This window comes from Pseudomonas sp. FG98, from assembly GCF_057808595.1.
Map to the genome: position 1 here is coordinate 1 of NZ_JBMDIJ010000016.1, position 21,332 is coordinate 21,332.

The 21,332-nt window shown below is 64.1% G+C and carries 21 protein-coding genes; 11 read left to right on the forward strand and 10 right to left on the reverse strand.

What is annotated here, in order from left to right:
• The first annotated feature begins 358 nt into the window (after window positions 1-358).
• A complete protein-coding gene (locus tag ACODSK_RS12885) occupies window positions 359-1,174 on the forward strand; it encodes a hypothetical protein (RefSeq protein ID WP_489016496.1) in 816 nt (271 codons plus the stop codon).
• A gap of 38 nt (window positions 1,175-1,212) precedes the next feature.
• Here the strand turns inward: ACODSK_RS12885 and ACODSK_RS12890 are convergent, their stop codons facing one another.
• The 4 genes from ACODSK_RS12890 to ACODSK_RS12905 all read right to left on the reverse strand — a co-directional run bounded on the left by ACODSK_RS12890 (window position 1,213) and on the right by ACODSK_RS12905 (window position 4,616).
• A complete protein-coding gene (locus ACODSK_RS12890) occupies window positions 1,213-2,430 on the reverse strand; it encodes a class I SAM-dependent methyltransferase (protein WP_489016498.1) in 1,218 nt (405 codons plus the stop codon).
• Window positions 2,431-2,532: 102 nt separating this feature from the next.
• Window positions 2,533-3,150 (reverse strand): TPM domain-containing protein, encoded by a 618-nt coding sequence (locus tag ACODSK_RS12895; RefSeq protein ID WP_489016499.1) that lies wholly within the window; start codon window positions 3,148-3,150, stop codon window positions 2,533-2,535.
• Between the two features lie 132 nt (window positions 3,151-3,282).
• Window positions 3,283-4,020: a TPM domain-containing protein gene (locus tag ACODSK_RS12900; RefSeq protein WP_489016500.1), complete on the reverse strand. Its 738-nt coding sequence runs from the start codon at window positions 4,018-4,020 to the stop codon at window positions 3,283-3,285.
• A complete protein-coding gene (locus ACODSK_RS12905; RefSeq protein WP_489016502.1) occupies window positions 4,020-4,616 on the reverse strand; it encodes a LemA family protein in 597 nt (198 codons plus the stop codon). Before ACODSK_RS12905 ends, ACODSK_RS12900 begins: the two co-directional genes overlap by 1 nt.
• Window positions 4,617-4,801: 185 nt before the next feature.
• On the opposite strand from ACODSK_RS12905, the gene bglX reads away from it, so the two are divergent.
• The 6 genes from bglX (at window position 4,802) to ACODSK_RS12935 (ending at window position 13,007) form a co-directional block, all read left to right on the forward strand.
• Window positions 4,802-7,099, forward strand: coding sequence for a beta-glucosidase BglX (gene bglX, locus ACODSK_RS12910; RefSeq protein ID WP_489016504.1), 2,298 nt, complete (start codon window positions 4,802-4,804; stop codon window positions 7,097-7,099).
• A 60-nt stretch (window positions 7,100-7,159) separates the two neighbouring features.
• Window positions 7,160-8,917, forward strand: a complete 1,758-nt coding sequence (locus ACODSK_RS12915) for an ATP-binding protein (RefSeq protein WP_489016505.1) — start codon at window positions 7,160-7,162, stop codon at window positions 8,915-8,917.
• Entirely contained in the window at window positions 8,911-10,245 is a 1,335-nt protein-coding gene (locus ACODSK_RS12920) for a sigma-54-dependent transcriptional regulator (RefSeq protein ID WP_489016507.1), read from the forward strand. Before ACODSK_RS12915 ends, ACODSK_RS12920 begins: the two co-directional genes overlap by 7 nt.
• A 273-nt stretch (window positions 10,246-10,518) precedes the next feature.
• Window positions 10,519-11,844, forward strand: a complete 1,326-nt coding sequence (locus ACODSK_RS12925) for an MFS transporter (RefSeq protein WP_489016509.1) — start codon at window positions 10,519-10,521, stop codon at window positions 11,842-11,844.
• Window positions 11,845-11,950: 106 nt separating this feature from the next.
• On the forward strand, window positions 11,951-12,550 hold the full coding sequence (locus tag ACODSK_RS12930) for a DUF6036 family nucleotidyltransferase (protein WP_489016510.1): 600 nt from the start codon (window positions 11,951-11,953) through the stop codon (window positions 12,548-12,550).
• Window positions 12,528-13,007 (forward strand): hypothetical protein, encoded by a 480-nt coding sequence (locus tag ACODSK_RS12935; RefSeq protein ID WP_489016511.1) that lies wholly within the window; start codon window positions 12,528-12,530, stop codon window positions 13,005-13,007. The genes ACODSK_RS12930 and ACODSK_RS12935 overlap by 23 nt, the downstream gene beginning before the upstream one ends.
• 45 nt (window positions 13,008-13,052) lie before the next feature.
• Here the strand turns inward: ACODSK_RS12935 and ACODSK_RS12940 are convergent, their stop codons facing one another.
• Entirely contained in the window at window positions 13,053-13,805 is a 753-nt protein-coding gene (locus ACODSK_RS12940) for a COG4705 family protein (protein ID WP_489016513.1), read from the reverse strand.
• Window positions 13,806-14,156: 351 nt separating this feature from the next.
• On the opposite strand from ACODSK_RS12940, the gene ACODSK_RS12945 reads away from it, so the two are divergent.
• Both ACODSK_RS12945 and ACODSK_RS12950 read left to right on the forward strand, forming a co-directional pair.
• Window positions 14,157-14,561 (forward strand): heme utilization protein, encoded by a 405-nt coding sequence (locus tag ACODSK_RS12945; protein ID WP_489016514.1) that lies wholly within the window; start codon window positions 14,157-14,159, stop codon window positions 14,559-14,561.
• 117 nt (window positions 14,562-14,678) lie between these two features.
• Window positions 14,679-15,284, forward strand: a complete 606-nt coding sequence (locus ACODSK_RS12950; protein ID WP_489016515.1) for a flavin reductase family protein — start codon at window positions 14,679-14,681, stop codon at window positions 15,282-15,284.
• A gap of 7 nt (window positions 15,285-15,291) precedes the next feature.
• Here ACODSK_RS12950 and ACODSK_RS12955 read toward each other — a convergent pair whose 3' ends face one another.
• On the reverse strand, window positions 15,292-15,522 hold the full coding sequence (locus tag ACODSK_RS12955) for a hypothetical protein (protein WP_489016516.1): 231 nt from the start codon (window positions 15,520-15,522) through the stop codon (window positions 15,292-15,294).
• 39 nt (window positions 15,523-15,561) lie between these two features.
• Complete coding sequence (locus tag ACODSK_RS12960) at window positions 15,562-15,855, reverse strand: antibiotic biosynthesis monooxygenase family protein (RefSeq protein ID WP_489016517.1); 294 nt, start codon at window positions 15,853-15,855, stop codon at window positions 15,562-15,564.
• Window positions 15,856-16,159: 304 nt separating this feature from the next.
• On the opposite strand from ACODSK_RS12960, the gene ACODSK_RS12965 reads away from it, so the two are divergent.
• On the forward strand, window positions 16,160-17,074 hold the full coding sequence (locus ACODSK_RS12965; protein WP_489016519.1) for an AraC family transcriptional regulator: 915 nt from the start codon (window positions 16,160-16,162) through the stop codon (window positions 17,072-17,074).
• On the opposite strand, the gene ACODSK_RS12970 is transcribed toward ACODSK_RS12965, so the two are convergent.
• A complete protein-coding gene (locus ACODSK_RS12970) occupies window positions 17,071-18,708 on the reverse strand; it encodes a 5-guanidino-2-oxopentanoate decarboxylase (protein ID WP_489016521.1) in 1,638 nt (545 codons plus the stop codon). The genes ACODSK_RS12965 and ACODSK_RS12970 overlap by 4 nt on opposite strands.
• A gap of 116 nt (window positions 18,709-18,824) precedes the next feature.
• On the opposite strand from ACODSK_RS12970, the gene ACODSK_RS12975 reads away from it, so the two are divergent.
• Window positions 18,825-19,688, forward strand: coding sequence for a LysR substrate-binding domain-containing protein (locus ACODSK_RS12975; RefSeq protein ID WP_489016523.1), 864 nt, complete (start codon window positions 18,825-18,827; stop codon window positions 19,686-19,688).
• A gap of 103 nt (window positions 19,689-19,791) precedes the next feature.
• On the opposite strand, the gene ACODSK_RS12980 is transcribed toward ACODSK_RS12975, so the two are convergent.
• Window positions 19,792-20,406: an NAD(P)-dependent oxidoreductase gene (locus tag ACODSK_RS12980; RefSeq protein ID WP_489016525.1), complete on the reverse strand. Its 615-nt coding sequence runs from the start codon at window positions 20,404-20,406 to the stop codon at window positions 19,792-19,794.
• Between the two features lie 28 nt (window positions 20,407-20,434).
• Window positions 20,435-21,319: an MBL fold metallo-hydrolase gene (locus tag ACODSK_RS12985; RefSeq protein WP_489016526.1), complete on the reverse strand. Its 885-nt coding sequence runs from the start codon at window positions 21,317-21,319 to the stop codon at window positions 20,435-20,437.
• Between the last annotated feature and the right edge of the window lie 13 nt (window positions 21,320-21,332).

A 21,332-nucleotide genomic window follows, 5' to 3' on the forward strand; every position in this document is an offset into this window, starting at 1 on the left:
AACAAATGTGGGAGCTGGCTTGCCAGCGATGCGCCGCGCGGGCGGCGCTCGATCTCAAGAACGCTGCAAGGATCAAGGCAAGCACCTGGCAGCCATGACGCGATCTCCTGCCAGGCCAGCCTCCCTTCAGATGGATGGCGCCAGCACCAAACCGCCGCTTATCTAGACTTGCCAGACAGCCAGGCGACATTGCGCGCCAGGCTTCCTCATCCGCTCCCTAGCAGAGTCGTCCGCCGTCGCTATCGCGCTGATAACACGGGGGCCGATCGTGTATCCCCCACCTTTCCTGCACGGGTACGGCGCCCGTTGCACCGGTCTTCTTGCGGTGGCACAGCGAGGTGCCGCCAGGGAGCCAGGTATGCGTACCATCACGTCGCTCAACGGACTTCAACAGCCTTATTCGCGAGGAACAGCACAACCCACCGAATCACCCATCTATTGCTTGTATTGGGACTTACGCCTTTACATGCTCGATGTTCCACCCTGGGGCATCATTCTTCCTGCGGAGATCGCCGAGGCGGGGCCTGTCGGTTTCTTTCTGGAAATCAAATCCCTCGGACTGCCCGCAGGTACGGTACTGGGGATGCGCTGGACACCGGAAAACGGTAACCATGTACACCGCATCACCCACCGTTTGACCGGCGATGAAACCAGCCATACCCACCTTAGCCTGGAAGACCAGTGGCTGCTGGAGGCCGAGGGCCAAAGTGTGCTGATCGAGCATGAAATCGTCCTGCCTGACGGCAGCATCACGGTTGGACAGCCGGTCACTGTGAAGGTCGCCAGTCGACTGGCATTCGGCAAGATGACAATCGACGGACTGGAAGAGGGAAGCCTGCTCGATCCTGCCGATTACCCTGATGGCATTCGCGTGCATTACCAACCGATCGACAATATCCGCGAATACCACAATGTGTCCTTTACCTGGAATGCCATTGGGGTCCTCGGAAATGCTCACGGATTGATCTCGACCACCCATTTCTCGTCACCCGGCAACCCGGGTGAGGACTATCAATTCCTGGTTCCGCCGGAGTGCTACACCGGCCTGGAAGATCCGCGTTACCAACTGATCTACTTCCAGGCGATTGCCGACGTGAAGCTGGTTCCGGCGCCGATCCCGCAGTTCTATTACGGTTACGGTGGAATAACCTTCGACTTGCTGCAAAACACCTAGGTCCGCGTCTGTCCGGGGACACCACGTCCCCGGACACCTCACCCCGCAATCAACCCATCCGCCTTGAGCAACGTCTCCAGGCAATGCTCCGACACCCCGTAGAACGCCTTCAACTCGGCGATCTTCTCCAGCAGCGCCGTCGGATCCCCGGCGTCCTTGCGCTTGGTGGCGAGGATCATCTTGTTCTTGTTGGTGTGCTCCAGCGAGATGAACTCGAACACCTTGGTGTCGTAGCCGCAGGCTTCCAGGTACAGGGCACGCAGGCTGTCGGTGAGCATTTCGGCCTGCTGGCCGAGGTGCAGGCCGTATTGCAGCATCGGCTTGAGCAGGCCCGGGCTGTGCAGTTGCGGGCGGATCTGCTTGTGGCAGCACGGCGAGCACATGATGATTGCCGCGCCGCAACGGATGCCGGTGTGGATGGCGTAGTCGGTGGCGATGTCGCAGGCGTGCAGGGCGATCATCACGTCGATCTGCGCTGGCACCACGCTGCGCACGTCGCCCTGTTCGAACACCAGGCCCGGATGCTCCAGGTGGCTGGCGGCCTTGTTGCACAGCTCGACCATGTCGGCGCGCAGTTCGACCCCGGTGACCTCGGCGGGACGCTGCAAGGTGTTGCTCAGGTAGTCATGGATGGCGAAGGTCAGGTAGCCCTTGCCCGAGCCGAAGTCCGCCACCCGCACCGGCTGCTGCGCGGGCAGCGCGACGCTGGTGAAGGCGTGGGAGAACACCTCGATGAACTTGTTGATCTGCTTCCACTTGCGCGACATGGCCGGGATCAGCGCCTGCTGCTTGTCGGTCACGCCGAGGTCATGCAGGAACGGCCGGCTCAGTTCCAGGTAGCGCTTCTTCTCGCGGTCATGCTCGCCCGCCGCGACCTGGCGCACCTGCTGCGCGGCATTGCGGTGGAGCATCGGCTTGCCCTTCTTGCTGAACTCCAGCTGCACTTCGTCGGCCAGGCTGAGCAGGTGGGCATTGCGGAAAGCGCCCGGCAGCCATTCGCCGATCTGCGCCAGGGCCTCGTCCAGCGCCAGGTTGCGGGTGATGTCGCGGGTCTTGTAGCGGTAGACGAACTGCAGGCTCGGCGTGCCCTTGACGGTCAGCGGCTTGGCCGTGATGCGCTGCAGGTCGGCTTCGGCACCGACGTGGCGGGCCAGCACCAGCTTGACCAGGGATTGCTGTTGCAGGCTCTCGGCCAGCAGGGCGAGAAACTGCGCACGCGCGTCCGAAGCGGACGGGGCGGTGGAGGTAGCGGACATGGAAATGGGGTGCCTCGGGGTTGCGGGGGCGCCAGCCGGCGCGCAATGCCGGGCATTTTACGTGGATGCCCGGCCAGCGCACAGGTTTTGTCGAGCCGTGTGTCAGTCGAGGATCACCAGGCGGTTGGGCAGCTCGTTGCGCTGGCTGGTGGCCGGGACGTGGACCTTGAGCAGTTCGCCACAGGCGGCGATGCAGGTGAGGAAGCCTTCCAGCACCTGCCCGGCGCGGACCTGGGCGGTGAAGCCGGCGACCAGGGCGTCCCATACCTGGTCGTCGAGCCGCGCGGCGATGCCGTCGTCCACCAGGATCTCCACGTAGCGCTCCGCCTCGCAGACGAAGATCAGCACCCCGGTGCGCCCGGCGGTGTGGTGCAGGTTCTGTTCGAGAAACTGTCGCCGAGCGAGGTTGGACGCCCGCCAGTGGCGGACCCGGCGCGGCACCAGGCGGCTGGTGAACAGCGGCAGGCGCAGGACCAGGACCAGCACGATGAAGGTCAGCCACTGGGTGAGCAGCAGGCCATGGGCGCTGAACCAGCCGGTGAGGTAATACAGCAGGCCCGGCACCAGCAGCGCCAGCAGGCTGGCCCAGACCAGCGGCACATAGGCGTAATCGTCGGCGCTGCGGGCCAGCACGGTGACCAGCTCGGCGTCGGTATGGCGCTCGGCCGCGGCGATGGCCTCGGCGACCTGGCGTTGCTGGAATTCGTTGAGTAGTGCCATGGATTTCCCTTGTGTCTTGTATTGCTGCTGATGGCCCCATCGCTGGCAATGCCAGCTCCCACAGGTACTGTGAACACCGCTAACTCTGTGGGAGCCGGCGTTGCCGGCGATGAGGCCGGCAGGAGCAACAACTCACCAACTGCCGGACGAACCTCCGCCCCCGAAGCTGCCGCCACCGCCCCCGAAACCACCCCCGCCACGACCGCCACCACCCAGCCCGCCGAAGCCACCACCGAACCCACCACCGGGCCCACCGTGCCGGCCACCACCACCGAGGCCCTGAAGATAAAGCACAACCACCACCAGCAGGATGAACAAACCAATCGCCCACAACGACGGCGGCTCGCCCTCCCCCTCGGCCGAACTGGCCCGCGACGGCTGGGCCAGCGGATTGCCGCCAAGCACCTGAAGGATCGCCGCGCTGCCCTGGACGATGCCCTGGCTCATTTCGCCGCGCTTGAACGCCGGCAGGATGATGCGATTGATGATCACCGAGCTCTGCGCATCGGTCAGCACGCCCTCCAGGCCATACCCCACCTCGATACGCACCTTGCGCTGCTGCGGCGCGACGATCAGCAACGCGCCATTGTCCTTGCCCTTCTGGCCGATGCCCCAGAAGCGCCCGAGCTGATAGCCGTACTCCTCGATGGGCAGTCCTTGCAGATCGGGCAGGGTGACCACTACCACCTGCTCGCCAGTGCTCTGCTCATGGGCTTCGAGCATCTGCCCGAGCTGGGCGCGGGTGTGGGCGTCGAGCAGGTTGGCGTTATCGACTACCCGCCCGCTCAGCGGCGGGAATGCCACCTCGGCACGCAGCGCCAGCGCCACCAGCAGCAGCACCAGCACCACCAGCGCCTTGGCCGGGCGCATCAGAATTTCACTTCAGGGGCTTTGTCGGCGTTGGCGCTGGTGGCCTCGAAGCTCTCGCGCAGCGGCAGGTCGCTGTACATCACCGTGTGCCAGATGCGTCCGGGGAAAGTGCGGATCTCGGTGTTGTACTTCTGCACGGCGGCGATGAAGTCCTTGCGCGCCACGGCGATGCGGTTTTCCGTGCCTTCGAGCTGGGATTGCAGGGCGAGGAAATTCTGGTCGGCCTTGAGGTTGGGGTATTGCTCGGCCACCACCATCAGCCGGCTCAGGGCGCCGGTCAGTTGGGTCTGGGCAGCCTGGAACTGCTTGAGCTTTTCCGGATCGTCGAGGGTTTTCGCATCGACCTGGATCGAGGTCGCCTTGGCCCGCGCCTCGATCACTGCGGTGAGGGTGTCCTGTTCGTGCTTCGCGTAGCCCTTGACCGTTTCCACCAGGTTGGGGATGAGGTCGGCACGCCGCTGGTACTGGTTCTGCACCTGGCCCCAGGCAGCCTTGACCTGCTCGTCGTAGCTGGGAATGTTGTTGATGCCGCAGCCGGACAGCAGGCTGGCGAGCAGGATCAGGGCCCAGGTGTTGATGCGGGTGAGTGCAACCATCGTGCGAAGCTCCTTGATTATCCGTTTGGCCATGGACTTGAGGCATAATCCGTGACCGCCGCTGGCGAGTGCAGGTTCGATCGACTACAAAACTGCCCCAGCAACCTACAACAATAGCCGCTCCCCCACTTTCGGCTGGCCGGTGTCGCCCGTGAACGCCGGTGTGAGCCACGAGAACAGAATTCATGAAGAAACTGTGTTTGCTGGGTCTGCTCGTCAGCCTGGCCAGTCAGACGGCCCTGGCCGACACCTCCGCCGCCGCCGCGCAGCTGCAGGAAAAGAAAGCCTTCGTCGACAAGCTGCTGGGCCAGATGACCCAGGACGAGAAGATCGGCCAGTTGCGCCTGATCTCCATCGGCCCGGAAATGCCACGGGAGAAGATCCGCGAGGAAATCGCCGCCGGCCGCATCGGCGGGACCTTCAACTCGCGCACCGCGCCGGAGAACCGGCCGATGCAGGACGCGGCCATGCGCAGCCGCCTGAAGATCCCGATGTTCTTCGCCTACGACACCATTCACGGCAACCGCACCATCTTCCCGATCGGCCTGGGCATGGCCTCGTCCTGGGACATGCAGGCGATCGCCAAGGTCGGCCGCACCTCGGCCATCGAGGCCGCCGCCGACTCCCTCGACATGACCTTCGCACCGATGGTCGACATCGCCCGTGATCCGCGCTGGGGCCGCACCAGCGAAGGCTTCGGCGAAGACACCTACCTGACCTCGAAGATCGGCAAGGTGATGGTCGAGTCGTTCCAGGGCAAGAGCCCGCAGAACCCCGACAGCATCCTCGCCATCGTCAAGCACTTCGCCCTGTACGGCGCGGTTGAAGGCGGGCGCGACTACAACACGGTCGATATGAGCCTGCCGAAGATGTACAACGACTACCTGCCGCCCTACCGCGCGGCCATCGACGCCGGTGCCGGCGGGGTGATGGTAGCGCTGAACTCGATCAACGGCGTGCCGGCCACCTCCAATACCTGGCTGATGAACGACCTGCTGCGCAAGGAGTGGGGCTTCAACGGCGTGACCATCAGCGACCACGGCGCCATCCAGGAACTGATCCGCCATGGCGTGGCCCGCGACGGCCGCGAGGCGGCCAAGCTGGCGATCAAGGCCGGCATCGACATGAGCATGAACGACACCCTGTACGGCGAGGAACTGCCGGGCCTGCTCAAGTCCGGCGAAGTCAGCCAGGCCGAGCTGGACCAGGCGGTGCGCGAGGTACTCGGCGCCAAGTACGACATGGGCCTGTTCAAGGACCCGTACGTGCGCATCGGCAAGGCCGAGAACGACGTGCCGGACTACTACGCCGACGCCCGCCTGCACCGCGACGCCGCCCGCGACGTGGCGCGCCGTGGCCTGGTACTGCTGGAAAACCGCGGGCAGACCCTGCCGCTGAAGAAGAGCGGCACCATCGCCCTGGTCGGCCCGCTGGCCGATGCGCCGATCGACATGATGGGCAGTTGGGCAGCCGACGGTAAGCCGGTGCACTCGGTGACCGTCCGCGAAGGCCTGCGCCGCGCCGTCGGCGACAAGGCGCAACTGGTCTATGCCAAGGGCTCGAACATCACCGGCGACAAGGCGATGTTCGACTACCTGAACTTCCTCAACTTCGACGCCCCGGAAATCGTCAACGACCCGCGCCCGGCTGCCGTGCTGATCGACGAAGCGGTCAAGGCGGCCAAAGGCGCCGACGTGGTGGTCGCAGTGGTCGGCGAATCCCGTGGCATGTCCCACGAGTCGTCCAGCCGCACCACCCTGGAAATCCCGGCAGTGCAGCGCGACCTGATCAAGGCCCTGAAGGCCACGGGCAAGCCGTTGGTGCTGGTGCTGATGAACGGCCGTCCGCTGTCGATCGGCTGGGAGCGCGAGCAGGCCGACGCCATCCTCGAAACCTGGTTCTCCGGCACCGAAGGCGGCAACGCCATCGCCGACGTGCTGTTCGGCGACTACAACCCGTCCGGCAAGCTGCCGATCACCTTCCCGCGCTCGGTCGGGCAGATCCCGATGTACTACAACCACATGCGCATCGGTCGGCCGTTCACCCCGGGCAAGCCGGGCAACTACACCTCGCAGTACTTCGAGGAACCGAACGGCCCGCTGTATCCGTTCGGCTATGGCCTGAGCTACACCGAGTTCTCCGTATCGCCGCTGACCCTGTCGAGCAAGACCCTGAAGAAAGGCGACAGCCTGCAGGCCAGCGTCAAGGTGAAGAACACCGGCAAGCGTGACGGCGAGACCGTGGTGCAGCTGTACGTGGCGGATGTGGCCGCGTCGATGAGCCGGCCGGTCAAGGAACTGAAGAACTTCCAGAAGATCCTGCTCAAGGCGGGCGAAGAACGCACGGTGACCTTCCGCATCAGCGAGGACGACCTGAAGTTCTACAACAGCCAGTTGAAGTACGCCGCCGAAGCGGGCGAGTTCAACGTGCAGGTCGGCCTGGATTCCGAGTCGGTGCAACAGCAGAGCTTCGAACTGCTGTAAGCGCCGCACGCCCAAGGGGGAAGCGCCATGCGGCCTTCCCCGCTGCCCGGATGGCTCCTCATGTCGCTTTCCTTTCGCACCTTGCGCCTGGGGCTGATGGTCCTGGCGATCAGCACCGGTACCCTGCTCGCCGCCACCTGGGCCCGGCAACATGCCGAGCACCAGGCCATGGTCGAGGACGCCGCGCGGGCCAGCCAGCAACTGGGCCTGTACGCCAACTCGCTGCACACCCTGATCGAACGCTACCGCGCCCTGCCGGCGGTGCTGGCCCTTGATCCGGAACTGATCACCGCACTGCGCGGCACGGTCAGCCCGGAAACCCAGGACCAGCTCAACCGCAAGCTGGAGCGCATCAACGGCGCGGCCAATTCCTCGACCCTGGAACTGCTCGACCGCACCGGCCTTGCCGTGGCGGCCAGCAACTGGCGCCTGCCCAGTACCTATGTCGGCCACAACTACGGCTTTCGCCCCTACTTCAAGCAGACCCGCAGCCAGGGCACCGGACGCTTCTACGCCATCGGCGTGACCAGCGGGATTCCCGGCTACTTCCTGTCCAGCGCGGTCAGCGACGAGCAGCAGGGCTTCCTCGGCGCCATGGTGGTCAAGCTGGAGTTTCCCGAGCTGGAGCGCGAATGGCGCCAGGGCAACGACGTGGTGCTGGTCAGCGATGCCCGCGGCATCATCTTCATCGCCAACCAGGACGGCTGGCGCTATCGCAAGCTCAATGCCCTGTCCGCCCACGATTTCAACGAACTGGAGCAGACCCGCCAGTACGACAAGCAGGCCCTGGTGCCCTTGCAGCGCCAGGTGCTCGACACCTTCGATGACAACAGCAACCTGGTCCGTGTGCAGGGCCCGCAGGGCAGCGTCGACTACCTGTGGGAGAGCCTGCCGCTGGCCAGCGAAGGCTGGACCCTGCACCTGCTGCGCCAGCCGCAGACCGGCAACGACGGACGCAACGCCGCCCTGGCCGCTGCTGCGGTATGGCTGAGCCTGGTGTTCGCCGCGCTGTTCGTCAGCCAGCGCCTGCGCCTGGCCCGCCTGCGTCAGCGCAGCCGCGAAGAGCTCAAACGCCTGGTGGAGGAACGCACCCGCGAGCTGCACACCGCCCAGGAAGGCCTGGTGCAATCGACCAAGCTGGCGGCGCTGGGGCAGATGTCCGCCGCCCTCGCCCACGAACTGAACCAGCCGCTGACCGCCCAGCGCATGCAACTGGCGACCCTGCGCCTGCTGCTGGACAACGATCGCATCGATGACGCGCGCCAGGCCCTGTTGCCGCTGGAGCAGATGCTGACGCGCATGGCCTCGCTCACCGGCCACCTGAAGACCTTCGCCCGCAACAGCCCCAGCGGCCTGCGCGAGCGCCTCGACCTGGCCACGGTGGTGGATCACGCCCTGCAACTGCTGGATGCGCGGATTCGTGCCGAGAACGTCAGCACCGCCCTGTACCTGGCGCGACCGGCCTGGGTCCGCGGTGATGCGATCCGCCTCGAACAGGTGCTGATCAACCTGCTGCACAACGCCCTCGACGCCATGCTCGACAAGGGCTTCCGCCGCCTGGAAATCCGCATCGACAGCGAGGCCGACGGCTGGCGCCTGAGCGTGCAGGACAGCGGCGGCGGCATCGCCGAGGAGCACCTGGGCAATGTCTTCGATCCGTTCTTCACCACCAAGCCGGTGGGTGAAGGCCTCGGCCTGGGCCTGGCGATTTCCTATGGCATCATCCACGAGGCCGGCAGCCGCCTGCTGGTGGACAACCAGCCCGGCGGCGCCCGTTTCAGCTTCACCCTTCCCCGCGATCCGGAGAACGCATGTTGAATTCGGTGATTGTCGTCGACGACGAAGCCAGTATCCGCACGGCGGTCGAGCAGTGGCTGGGCCTGTCGGGCTTCGAGGTGCGGTTGCACAGCCGCGCCGAGGAATGCCTGGCCGCCCTGCCGGCGCATTTTCCCGGGGTGATCCTCAGCGATGTGCGCATGCCCGGCATGGACGGCCTGCAACTGCTGGCGCAACTGCAGGCGCGCGATGCCGACCTGCCGGTGATCCTGCTCACCGGCCACGGCGATGTGCCGATGGCGGTGGAGGCCATGCGCAACGGCGCCTACGACTTCCTGGAAAAGCCCTTCAGCCCGGAAAACCTCCTGGACAGCCTGCGTCGGGCCCTGGAGAAACGCCGGCTGGTCCTGGAAAACCGCCGCCTGCATGAACAGGCCGACCTCAAGAGCCGCCTGGAAACCACCCTGCTCGGCATGAGCCAGGGCATGCAGCAGTTGCGCCGCCAGGTGCTGGAGCTGGCGGGGTTGCCGGTGAATGTGCTGATCCGTGGCGAAACCGGCAGTGGCAAGGAGCGGGTCGCCCGTTGCCTGCATGACTTCGGGCCTCGTGCGGACAAGCCGTTCGTCGCCCTCAACTGCGCGGCGATTCCCGAGCATCTGTTCGAGGCCGAGCTGTTCGGTCACGAGAGCGGCGCCTTTACCGGCGCCCAGGGCAAACGCATCGGCAAGCTGGAATATGCCGATGGCGGCACGGTGTTTCTTGACGAGATCGAAAGCCTGCCGCTAGCCCAGCAAGCCAAACTGCTGCGGGTGATCCAGGAGCGCAAGCTGGAACGGCTGGGGGCCAACCAGAGCATCGCGGTGGACCTGCGGATCATCGCCGCGACCAAGCCGGACCTGCTGGAAGAGGCCCGCGCCGGGCGGTTCCGCGAGGACCTGGTGTATCGGTTGAATATCGCCGAGCTGCGCCTGGCACCGCTGCGCGAGCGGCGCGAGGACATTCCGCTGCTGTTCGAGTCGTTCGCCCGGCATGCCGCCGAACAGGTCGGCCGGGTGGCGCCGTCGGTGAGCGTCGCGCAACTGGGTCACCTGCTCGGGCATGACTGGCCGGGCAATGTGCGCGAACTGGCCAATGCCGCCGAGCGCCATGCCATGGGCCTGAGCGATCCGGCAGCACCGCAGGTGGCGAGCGATTCGTCGCTGGCGGCGCAGAGCGAGGCGTTCGAGGCCAATTGCCTGCGCACCTCGCTGCGCCGGCACAAGGGCGAGATCAAGGCGGTGATGGAAGAGCTGCAACTACCGCGGCGGACCCTGAACGAGAAAATGCAGCGCCATGGGCTGGTGCGCGAGGACTTTCTCGAACGGCCTTGAGCGTGAGCGGGAATCCGCTTAGCGGCCGTAAAAGATAGGCGGAAATCCGCTTATTCACCCCTTCTTCGTTGTTGTCCGGGGTGGCCTCATCGCTGGCAAGCCAGCTCCCACAGGTCCCGTGCAAGGCCCGTAGTCCGCGGCTTGCAGCGAACTTGTGGGAGCTGGCTTGCCAGCGATGGGGCCTGTTGTATTTCCCTGGCACACCTCCTGCTATAGCCCCCGCAGGCTGCGTTCCGACGCGCTCCCACAAAAACAACATGAAGGTTCCGCCCCATGGATAACGCTTCTACCCTGCCTGGCGGGGCAGCCGCTGCCTCGGCTGCACCCAAGACCACCACCAGCCGCCTCAAGTCGATCTTCAGCGGATCGGTCGGCAACATGGTCGAGTGGTATGACTGGTACGTCTACGCCGCATTCTCCCTGTACTTCGCCAAAGCCTTCTTCCCGGCCGGCGACACCACCGCACAACTGCTCAACACCGCTGCGATCTTCGCCGTGGGCTTCCTGATGCGCCCGATCGGCGGCTGGCTGATGGGCCTGTACGCCGACCGCAAGGGCCGCAAGGCAGCGCTGATGGCCTCGGTGTTGCTGATGTGCTTCGGCTCGCTGGTCATCGCCCTGACCCCAGGCTACGAGACCATCGGCGTCGCCGCACCGGTCCTGCTGGTCATCGCCCGCCTGATGCAAGGCCTGTCGGTGGGTGGCGAATACGGCACCTCGGCCACCTACCTCAGCGAGATGGCGACCAAGGAACGTCGCGGCTTCTTCTCCAGCTTCCAGTACGTGACCCTGATCTCCGGCCAGCTCATTGCCCTCGCCGTATTGATCATCCTGCAACAGACCCTGACCACCGAGCAGCTCTATTCCTGGGGCTGGCGCGTACCCTTCGTGATCGGTGCGCTGTGTGCGGTGGTTGCCCTGTACCTGCGTCGTGGCATGGAAGAGACCGAGTCCTTCACCAAGAAGGAAAAGCCCAAGGCCAAGGAAAGCCTGATGCGCACCCTGCTGCGCCATCCGAAGGAACTCGCCACCGTGGTCGGCCTGACCATGGGCGGCACCCTGGCCTTCTACACCTACACCACCTACATGCAGAAGTACCTGGTCAACACGGTGGGCATGAGCATCACCGACTCGACCATGATCTCGGCAGCCACGCTGTTCCTGTTCATGTGCCTGCAGCCGGTGATCGGCGCGCTCTCCGACAAGATCGGCCGGCGCCCGATCCTGATCGCCTTCGGCGTCCTCGGCACGATCTTCACCGTGCCGATCCTCTCCACCCTGCACACCGTGCAGAGCTGGTGGGGTGCGTTCTTCCTGATCATGGCCGCGCTGATCATCGTCAGCGGCTACACCTCGATCAACGCCGTGGTCAAGGCCGAGCTGTTCCCCACCGAGATCCGCGCCCTGGGCGTGGGCCTGCCGTACGCGCTGACCGTGTCGATCTTCGGCGGCACCGCTGAATACGTCGCCCTGTGGTTCAAGAGCGCGGGCATGGAGACCGGCTACTACTGGTACGTCACCGCCTGCATCGCCTGCTCGCTGCTGGTGTATGTGTTCATGAAGGACACCCAGAAGCATTCGCGGATTGTCACCGACTGATGGATTAAGTCAGTGACCTGCTGAAAGACGAAGCCCCCGGCCGCGAGGTCGGGGGCTTTGTCTTTCAGACATGCAGCCAAAAACCGATGTCACACCATGGACGCCAATGACCATGCATGCCCCAGCGTACTTCGAAACCCCACTCACACTCGCCGTGATCCGCCTGTTCGATCGTGTTCTACCGCTACTGGACGGGCAACCTGCTGGCGTATTCAAGGCCTACGTTTTTGGCGGTTGCGCCTTGCATATGCTGACCAACGCTCGCGGCAGTGCGGATGTAGACGCGGAGCTGGCAATCGCGGCTGGAGTCGACCGCAGTGAGGTCATTGCTTTGCTCGATGGCATTCCGGAAGACTACGAGCTAGACGGTCGAGATATGCAGGTTCAGTACGACACGCGTTTCAATACCTCGCTCTGTCCGATTCATGAGGACTTTGAAGATCGGGCCATCCCGCTGACGCCAGGACAGGAAACGGCTCGACTGCAAGTGTTCGTCGCCGCGCCCATCGATCTCATCATCACCAAGCTTGGGCGTTTCACCGATCGAGATCACCAAGACATCCGCACGCTTATCCGGGCAAGGAACGTCAATTTGAAAAGTCTTGATATGCTTGCCAGACAAGCTATCGACTATTGCCCTTGCGACAGGTCGACAACCCTGAGCTATCTGAGACTGGTACTGGATGAGTTTGGCTACCAACCCTAAAACCTCGGCCCGGGAACGCGATGTTCTCGATCAGCTCGTGGTGAAAGTCAGCAAGGTGCCTCTGCACAGAGTGGACGAGGTGGCCTTCGCCTGCTTTGCCAAATCCGTCTGGTTCGATAGCGAACACCTCAAGCAAAAGGCCGATCTGCGTTTGAAGGATCCAGGCATCCCGTTGCTGCGCAAACGGCGATTGCTCTATCTGCTGGATCGATTACGCCGTTATCCATGCCTGGACGACCACGATGCCTGGCTGCTCAAGCAGTTCGTGCAGGCTTGGGAAAAAGAGCTCAGCAGGATCGGCTCATGGCGTCAGACCGCCGCCCATACCAAGGACAAGCTAGCCCAGGCCTGGGGGGTGGATGAAGATGCCAGTCGCCTGTTCTCCTCGGTACTGGACTTCCAGACCCGACACTATGTGGACGAGCACAAGTTGAAGTCGGGCTATTCCCTACTCTGAAAACGCCCCCGTGAGGGGCCACATGCCGCACACAGGGGATAAACATCAGGATGCCAGTTCAGCTTGCTGGCTTCGGCGAGTGTTGACCCAGTACGCCATCCCCACCATCAGCACCAGCACCCCACCCAACACCGCCGACGAGCCCACCGTGCCGAAGTCCAGCCCGCCTTTCTCGTACGGCTTGGTCAGGAAGTCCCCCAGGGTCGCGCCGAACGGCCGGGTCAGGACAAAGGCGATCCAGAACAGCGCCACCGGGGAAATCTTCGTGACATAGCGGGCGATCACCACCAGGCAGATGGCCGAGCCGATCAGCAGTGCGCCACCGGCGAAGCCCAGTCCCGAATCGTCCGCCAGGTAGTCGCCCAGCGCCGTACCCAGGGTGTTGGAGAACAGGATCGCCACCCAGTAGAAAATCTCGCCGCGCCGGCTGCTGATGTGGTTGACGTTGAGGGTGTTGCCGCTCATCCGCCACAGGGCGAAGGTCAGGGCGAGGATGCCGATGAGGATCGCCGAGCCGGTGGCGTAGCCCAGGCCCAGGGTGCGGTCCATGAAATCGGACATGGTGGTGCCGGCGGTACTGGTGGAGAGGATCACCAGCCAGTACAGCGCCGGATGGTATTTGCGCGAGAACAACTGGGCCAGCAGCGTGGCGAGGAACAGGCTGATGAGGATGACCGAGCTCAGCGCGTAGCCGACATTCAGGGTCATCGATAGCAGGTCGCCGGCGGTTTCGCCGAGGGTGGTGGCGCAGATCTTCATGATCCAGAACGCCAGGGTGATGTGCGGGAGTTTATTCATTGTGCGTGTCGCTCTTCGGGGGCAGATGCCGCGAAGACTGCTGATGGGCCAATGAAAAATGGGTCAGTGACAAATGAAAAAAACGTGGGTGAAAAATCTTTCATTTTCCGATGGCGTGACGCCGCACCCTGTGGGAGCTGGCTTGCCAGCGATGAGGCCAGACCAGAAACCATCTTTGCCAAGACGGGCCCTATCGCTGGCAAGCCAGCTCCCACAGTGTTCAGTGTCGGCAAATTGATCGATTTATATGATTTTTATGGCCGATTTTTTGCGCTTTTTAATCAAATTAATCGGCGTAGCATCAAACCCATAGAAACAAGCAACCCAACTCACTACCCCGGAGCAACCACCATGAAAAGCAAACTGATCCTGACCCTGGCCTTCTCTGTTCTGACCGCCAACGCCTTCGCCGCCGACGGCTTCGACCGCACCGGCAGCCATAACTTCAGCCATTCGCCAGCCCATGCTGCCGCTGTCGCCGAAGATGGCTACGACCGGACCGGCGCTGCCAAATTCGCTGAAGACGGCTTCGATCGCACCCACGGCGCCAAATTCGCCGAAGACGGCTTCGATCGCACCAACGGCGCCAAATTCGCCGAAGACGGCTTCGATCGCACCAACGGTGCCAAATTCGCCGAAGACGGCTTCGATCGCACCCACGGCGCCAAATTCGCCGAAGACGGTTTCGATCGCACCAACGGCGCCAAATTCGCCGCCGACGGTTTCGACCGCACCCAGGCCCATCGCTTCAGCTAAGATCTGAAGCTTCACCTTCCACAGCCCGGCTTCGGCCGGGCTTAATCGTTTTCAGGGCCCGGCACTCTTGGCACACTAGGCGCTCCTTCCCGTGTTCCAGCCCACAAGGCCCGCTCGATGTACTACTACGAACCCGCAAAAGGCCACGGCCTGCCCCACGATCCGTTCAATGCCATCGTCGGTCCGCGCCCGATCGGCTGGATTTCCTCCCAGGACGCCGAAGGCCGCCTGAATCTGGCGCCCTACAGCTTCTTCAACGCTTTCAACTACATTCCGCCGATCGTCGGTTTCTGCAGCGTCGGGCGCAAAGACAGCCTGAACAATATCGAGCAGACCGGCGAGTTCGCCTGGAACCTGGCCACCCGCCCGCTGGCCGAGGCGATGAACCAGAGCTGCGCGGCAGTGCCGCCGGAAGTGGATGAGTTCGCCCTGAGCCAATTGACCCCGGCGGCCTCGCGGGTGATCGCGGTGCCGCGGGTGCAGGAAAGCCCGGTGTCGTTCGAGTGCAAGGTGAGCCAGATCATCCAGCTCAAGCGCGCCGACCAGGAACTGGTGCCGAGCTGGCTGATCCTCGGCGAGGTAGTGGCGGTGCATATCGCCGAGCATCTGCTCAAGGACGGGATCTACGATACCGCTGCCGCCGAGCCGATCCTGCGTGGTGGTGGCCCGGCGGATTATTTCGAGCTGGGCAACCTGTTCAAGATGCGTCGCCCGCAGCCCTGAAGCCTGCTTACCAGACCAGCTCGCCGTCGGCAGTAACGCCCTGCAGACGCGCCAGTTCCGTGTTGGCCGCCTCATCGGCGGCCATGGCGGTCTGGAACGTCTGCTCATCGAGAACCTTGTGGAAAGTCGGCGCGCCTGTGGCGCCCAGGCCCTTCACCGCAATCGCGGCGTAGTAGCGGCCTTCGCTCGGGACCACCGCCGACACTGCTTCAAAACCCACGAACACTCTGCGCGTCATTGTCGTTACATCCGGATGCTTGCGAAAAAGGCCGCCATTCTAGCTGAAGGTGTGCAGGTCGAGGCTGTCCAGCACCCGCGCCTGGACCAGTTCACTAAACAGTTGCAGGCTCGGCGAATTGAAGTAGTCGTTCATCGCCGATTGGTCCTGCCATTGGCTGCTGAGCAACCAGAGATGGCTGTCGGAGGTCGAGCGTTGCAGGCTGAAGCCGAGGCAACCGGGGGTCGTGCGGGCAGGTTCGCGCAGTTGTTGCAGACGTTCGCCCAGTTCTGCGGAACGCCCCGCGCTGGCGCGCACGAAGGAAAGATGGCTGACCGGTCGAGATGTCGTCATGTTCGGTGCTCCTTAAAGCGGCCAGGGGAAACTTGCCAGGCTGCCAAGATTAGCCATCCCGCCGCCATCGCCGTTAGGCAGATGCTGTCGGCAAATTGCCTGATCCTGCACAACACCTCCCCCCCCCGGACATCTCCCTGAAACACCGCAGGAGCCGCGACTTCCACTTCGGGCAAGCGCAATCGCTTCACTTTGGTGACAAGCCGCACCGTTCGGCAGGATCGTGCAAGAACCCGACAGCTTTCGGCTAGCGCCGGTACTTGCACAAACCTATGCTGAGAAAATCCGCCGAGGAACGCTCTCCATGTCAGTCGTCGAACCGCTCGATCCCGCTCTCGAATCCCTGCGCGAAACCCTCGCCGACCTGGTCCGCCGCCACGCCGCGCCGGTGGCCAACGATCCTTCGGCGATCAGGGACCTGTTCCTGGTCCGCCATGAAGAAAACATCCGCTCGATGCCGACCCTGGCCCACCCCGCCCTGTGCATCCTGGCCCAGGGCAGCAAGGCCGTGCACCTGGGGGACGAGCGCTATGTCTACGACCCGCTGCATTACATGGTGGTGTCGGTATCCATGCCGATCAGCGGTGTCTACCTCGACGCCAGCCCGGAGAACCCGAGCCTGGGCATTCGCCTGGATATCGATCCGGCAGAGATCAACAACCTGATTGCCGACGCCGGGCCCATGGGTGTACCGACGGCCTCGGGGCGCGGATTGTTCGTCGAGCGCCTCGACACGCAGTTGCTGGATGCACTGATCCGTCTGATCCGCCTGCTGGATACGCCCAAGGACATCCCGGTGCTGGCACCGCTGATCCGCCGGGAAATCCTCTATCGCCTGCTGCGTGGGAAACAGGGTCATCGCCTGTATGAAATCGCCATGGCCAACAGCCAGACCCATCGGGTCTGCCAGGCCATCCAGTGGCTCAACGATCACTACGACAAGCCGTTGCGCATCGAGGACCTCGCCAGGGAAGTGAACCTCAGCGTCTCGGCCCTGCATCACCGTTTCAAGTCGGTGACCTCGATGAGCCCGCTGCAATACCAGAAGCAGCTACGCCTCCAGGAAGCCCGCCGGCTGATGCTCAACGACGGGCTGGAAGCGGCGGTGGCCGGTTATCGGGTTGGCTATGAAAGCCCGTCGCAGTTCAGCCGCGAGTACAGCCGGCTGTACGGCGCGCCCCCGTTGCGGGATATGGCGCGCCTGCGCAACGCGATTTAAGCGAGGACCGTCTCGGTCCAGCGGCGCTGGTCGATCTCGATCAGCGTCGGCCCCTGGCGACCGGCCGCCATGGTCAGCGCCGCTTTCAGGGCTTGCACGTCGTTGACCGCTTCCGCCACGCAGCCAAAGCCCCTGGCAATGGTGACGAAGTCCGGCGTGTGGATATCCACGCCCACCGGCTCGATCGCGCGGTTGACCATGTAGCGCTTGATCTCTTCATAACCCTGGTTGTTCCACAGCAGGACGATCAGCGGCACCTGCGCTTCTACCGCACTGGCCAGCTCCGGCAAGGTGAACTGGATACCGCCATCACCGATCAGGCATACCGCCGGCAGGCGCTGCGCAGGATCCTCGGCGCTGCCCAGCCAGGCGCCCATGGCCGCAGGAAGTGCGTAACCGAGGGTGCCGTAACCGGTCGAGGCATTGAACCAGCGGCGCGGGTGATCGAGGTCCAGGGTCAGGTTGCCGGTGTAGACCGGCTGGGTCGAATCGCCAACCAGTACCGCGTCGGGCAGGGCCTGGAGAACGGTGTTGAGGAACAGGGTCTGGGCGGTGGCGGCATCGTCCCACTGCGCCGCCAGGGTTTCGCGCAGACGGGCGGCACGGGCCGTCCCCCATTCGCCGGCGCGCACCGGCGACGGCTGGTCGGCCAGGGCGTGCAACAGAGCGTCGCAGGCATGGCCGGCATCGGCGACCAGGGCCAGCTTCGGCGGGTAGTTGCGCACGGTCTGGTCGGGATCGATATCGATGCGCAGCAGGGTGCCGGGGATTTCGAAGCCGCCCTTGAAGGTGACGTCGTAGTCGGTCTCGGCCAGCTCGGTGCCGATGGCCAGGATCACATCGGCCTCGCGCACCAGTTCGCGGGTGGCGACCAGCGACTGGGTCGAGCCGATCAGCAGCGGGTGACGGGACGGCAGCATGCCCTTGGCATTGATGGTCAGGGCGGTGGGGGCCTGCAGGTATTCGGCCAGGCGGGTCAGCGACGTGCTGGCATCGATAGCACCACCACCGGCCAGGATCAGCGGACGCCGGGCAGTTGCCAGCAAGGCGGCCATCTTCGCTACCGTCGCCGGAGCGGCGGCGGCACGATCGACCCGCACCGGCTCGCTGGCCAGCAGGTGGTCGGCTTCTTCGACGATCACGTCCAGGGGGATTTCGATATGCACCGGGCGTGGGCGGGCGCCATCGAACACGGCAAAGGCCCGGGCCAGTACTTCCGGCAGGTCGTCGGCGCTCATCAGGGTGTGGGAGAACGCGGCGACGCCAGACACCAATTGGCTCTGGTTCGGCAGTTCATGCAGCTTGCCGCGCCCGCCGCCCAGGGCATTGCGCGACTGCACGCTGGAGATCACCAGCATCGGGATCGAGTCGGCGTAGGCCTGGCCCATGGCGGTGGTGATATTGGTCATGCCCGGGCCAGTGATGATGAAGCACACGCCCGGCTTGCCACGGGTACGCGCGTAGCCGTCAGCCATGAAGCCGGCGCCTTGCTCGTGGCGCGGGGTGACATGGCGGATGCTCGATGCCGCCAGGCCACGGTAAAGCTCCACGGTGTGCACGCCGGGGATGCCGAAAACATGATCGACACCGTAGTTTTCGAGGAGTTTTACCAGTACTTCGCCGCAAGTCGCCATGTTCGTTCGCCTGTTGTGTGTATTCGGAACAAGGGCTTCATTGGACCGCCGAGGCGCTATCGGCACAAACCAAAGTTGCTCATACTAGCCATGCATCCAGATCATGGCTCCTCACTATGAAACGACTCCCGCCCCTGCCCGCCCTGCATACCTTCCTGATTACAGCCCAGTGCTGCAATTTCACCCGTGCCGCCCAGCAACTGCACCTGACCCAGGGTGCGGTCAGCCGGCAGATCGCCGGGCTCGAAGAGCATCTGGGCTACCCCCTGTTCATTCGCCAGGCCCGCGGCCTGAGCCTGACCCGCGAAGGCCAGGAATGGCTGCCGCGGGTGCAGCAGGTATTCGGCCTGATCGCCGAAGGTGTGCAGCAGATCGGTGCACCGCGCGGCACCTTGCAGTTGAAGGCACCGACCTGCGTGATGCGCTGGCTGCTGCCGCGGTTGATGGAATGGCAGGCGCTGCGCCCGGATGTGCCGGTGGAACTGACCACCACCATCCAGCATGGCGTGGATTTTCGCCGCGAGGGCTTCGATGCGGCGGTGGTCTATGGTGCCGAGCCGGAGGGTGAGGCGTTGCGGCTGTTCGACGAGCAATTGACGCCGGTGTGCTCGCCGCAGCTTTCGGGGGGCGTGCATGAGGTGGCGGACCTGCGCCGGCAGATGCTGCTGCACCCATCGCGGGACGAACGGGATTGGCAGACCTGGCTGGAAGCTGCGGGGGCGGACCTGGCGATCCAGGACAAGCGCCAGCACTTCGAGACGCTGGACATGGCGATGGCCATGGCCTCGCAAGGGACCGGGGTGGCGATCGGCGACTGGGCGCTGATCGGGGATGATCTGGCCAGTGGACGGCTGGTGATGCCGTTCGGCTTGAAGGTGGCTACCGGCAAGGCTTATTACCTGGCCAGGCCGGGGAAGGCGGCGGCGCCGGGGTTGCTGGAGCTGCTGGAATGGTTGGGGGAGCAGGCCGGGAGGCGGTGAGCTTGAGGGCCCTATCGCCGGCAATGCCGGCTCCCACAGGTTGGAGTACACCACCGAAATCTGTGGGAGCTGGCATTGCCAGCGATGAGGCCCTGAAGGTCGATCAATAACCGACGGTAAACCGCTGCCGCGAATGCTTCGGCTGCTCCACTTCATCCAGCAAGGCGATGGCATAGTCGGCAAAGGTGATCCAGCTCTTGCCGTCGGCACCGATCAGCAGGTGATCCTTGCCCAGCTTGTACGAGCCTGTCCGAGGCCCTTCGACGAACTCGGCGGAAGGCGAGAGGAAGGTCCAGTCCAGGTCCTTTTCCTGCTTCAGGGTATCGAGGTAGACCGCGCCGGCACTGGCTTCGGCCTTGTACGCCTCAGGGAAGTCGGGGCTGTCGATCACCCGCGAGTCATCCGGCAGCAGCAGGCTGCCCGCCCCGCCCACCACCAGCACGCGCTTGACCCCGGCCTTTTTCGCCGGCTCCAGCAGCGTGGCGGCAGGAATACCGTCGAAGCGTGCGGCACTCAGGACCACATCATTGCCGGCCAGGGCCTTGGCCAGTGCTGCCGCATCCTTGATATCCAGCGCGACCGGGGTCACCCCGGCACGGCCCTGCAATTTCGCCGGATCACGGGCGATGGCGGTGACGCTGTGCCCGCGGCGCAGGGCTTCTTCCAGCAACTGGCTGCCGGCACGGCCGGTGGCACCGATGATTGCAATCTTGCTCATGACAAACCTCCATTGAGAATTGAACGACTCACCATTTCATTTCGCCCTTGTCGACCTTGGCGCCCAGTTCCAGGGAGCTTTCTTCGGCCAGGTTCGGGTAACGCTTTTTCATCGCTGCGATCAGTTGCGCCGAGTCGGCGGCACGGGCGCTTTCCTGATCGAAGGCGCGGATGTAGTCAGCAGTAAAGCGCACCGCCGCCAGCGAACCGCTCGCCTTGCCGAGGGTATGACCCGGAATCACGGTTTGCGGCTTGAGGTCTTCGATACGCTGCAAGCCTGTCAGCCAGTCGGCATGGGATTGAGCGCCCTGGGTGTCGGCCATCCACACGTGCAGGTTTTCCGAGACCAGGATCCCGCCCACCACCGCCTTGATCGAAGGGATCCAGACGAAAGTGCGATCCGGTTGCGGGCCGTCGAGGCCGACCACTTGCAGGTCCTGGCCTTCAAGCTGCAGGCGGTCGCCTTTCAGGACCTGCGGCAGCACCAGACGCTGCGGCTTGTCGGCGCCCATCTGCGGGCCCCAGTAGGCCAGCTTGGCGTCCATGGTCTTCTGGATATGGGCGACAGTCGGTGCCGTGGCGACCACCTGCACATCGGGGAAGGCGCGCAACAGGGTGTCGAGGCCGAAGTAGTAATCCGGGTCGCCGTGGCTGATATAGATAGTGGTCAGGCGCTTGCCACTGGTCCGCAGTTTGTCCACCACCTGCTCGGCCTGGGCCTTGCCGAACTGGGCGTCGACCAGGATGGCGTCATGCTGGCCACTGACGATCACCGAGCTGACCGGAAACAACGCGTCGCTGCCGGGGTTGTAGACGGTCAGTTGCAGCGGTGTGTCGACGGCGATGGCCCGGCCGAACCAGACCAGGGCAACGACGGCCAGCAGCAGGCGACGGGGAGAAAGAAGACGAAGCATTGGCAGAGTCCTG

Bases quoted from the DNA above. Each gene is read 5' to 3' on its own strand.
- ACODSK_RS12885 (WP_489016496.1), top strand. From the start codon at position 359: ATGCGTACCATCACGTCGCTCAACGGACTTCAACAGCCTTATTCGCGA.
- ACODSK_RS12890 (WP_489016498.1), bottom strand. From the start codon at position 2,430: ATGTCCGCTACCTCCACCGCCCCGTCCGCTTCGGACGCGCGTGCGCAG.
- ACODSK_RS12895 (WP_489016499.1), bottom strand. From the start codon at position 3,150: ATGGCACTACTCAACGAATTCCAGCAACGCCAGGTCGCCGAGGCCATC.
- ACODSK_RS12900 (WP_489016500.1), bottom strand. From the start codon at position 4,020: ATGCGCCCGGCCAAGGCGCTGGTGGTGCTGGTGCTGCTGCTGGTGGCG.
- ACODSK_RS12905 (WP_489016502.1), bottom strand. From the start codon at position 4,616: ATGGTTGCACTCACCCGCATCAACACCTGGGCCCTGATCCTGCTCGCC.
- bglX (WP_489016504.1), top strand. From the start codon at position 4,802: ATGAAGAAACTGTGTTTGCTGGGTCTGCTCGTCAGCCTGGCCAGTCAG.
- ACODSK_RS12915 (WP_489016505.1), top strand. From the start codon at position 7,160: ATGTCGCTTTCCTTTCGCACCTTGCGCCTGGGGCTGATGGTCCTGGCG.
- ACODSK_RS12920 (WP_489016507.1), top strand. From the start codon at position 8,911: ATGTTGAATTCGGTGATTGTCGTCGACGACGAAGCCAGTATCCGCACG.
- ACODSK_RS12925 (WP_489016509.1), top strand. From the start codon at position 10,519: ATGGATAACGCTTCTACCCTGCCTGGCGGGGCAGCCGCTGCCTCGGCT.
- ACODSK_RS12930 (WP_489016510.1), top strand. From the start codon at position 11,951: ATGACCATGCATGCCCCAGCGTACTTCGAAACCCCACTCACACTCGCC.
- ACODSK_RS12935 (WP_489016511.1), top strand. From the start codon at position 12,528: ATGAGTTTGGCTACCAACCCTAAAACCTCGGCCCGGGAACGCGATGTT.
- ACODSK_RS12940 (WP_489016513.1), bottom strand. From the start codon at position 13,805: ATGAATAAACTCCCGCACATCACCCTGGCGTTCTGGATCATGAAGATC.
- ACODSK_RS12945 (WP_489016514.1), top strand. From the start codon at position 14,157: ATGAAAAGCAAACTGATCCTGACCCTGGCCTTCTCTGTTCTGACCGCC.
- ACODSK_RS12950 (WP_489016515.1), top strand. From the start codon at position 14,679: ATGTACTACTACGAACCCGCAAAAGGCCACGGCCTGCCCCACGATCCG.
- ACODSK_RS12955 (WP_489016516.1), bottom strand. From the start codon at position 15,522: ATGACGCGCAGAGTGTTCGTGGGTTTTGAAGCAGTGTCGGCGGTGGTC.
- ACODSK_RS12960 (WP_489016517.1), bottom strand. From the start codon at position 15,855: ATGACGACATCTCGACCGGTCAGCCATCTTTCCTTCGTGCGCGCCAGC.
- ACODSK_RS12965 (WP_489016519.1), top strand. From the start codon at position 16,160: ATGTCAGTCGTCGAACCGCTCGATCCCGCTCTCGAATCCCTGCGCGAA.
- ACODSK_RS12970 (WP_489016521.1), bottom strand. From the start codon at position 18,708: ATGGCGACTTGCGGCGAAGTACTGGTAAAACTCCTCGAAAACTACGGT.
- ACODSK_RS12975 (WP_489016523.1), top strand. From the start codon at position 18,825: ATGAAACGACTCCCGCCCCTGCCCGCCCTGCATACCTTCCTGATTACA.
- ACODSK_RS12980 (WP_489016525.1), bottom strand. From the start codon at position 20,406: ATGAGCAAGATTGCAATCATCGGTGCCACCGGCCGTGCCGGCAGCCAG.
- ACODSK_RS12985 (WP_489016526.1), bottom strand. From the start codon at position 21,319: ATGCTTCGTCTTCTTTCTCCCCGTCGCCTGCTGCTGGCCGTCGTTGCC.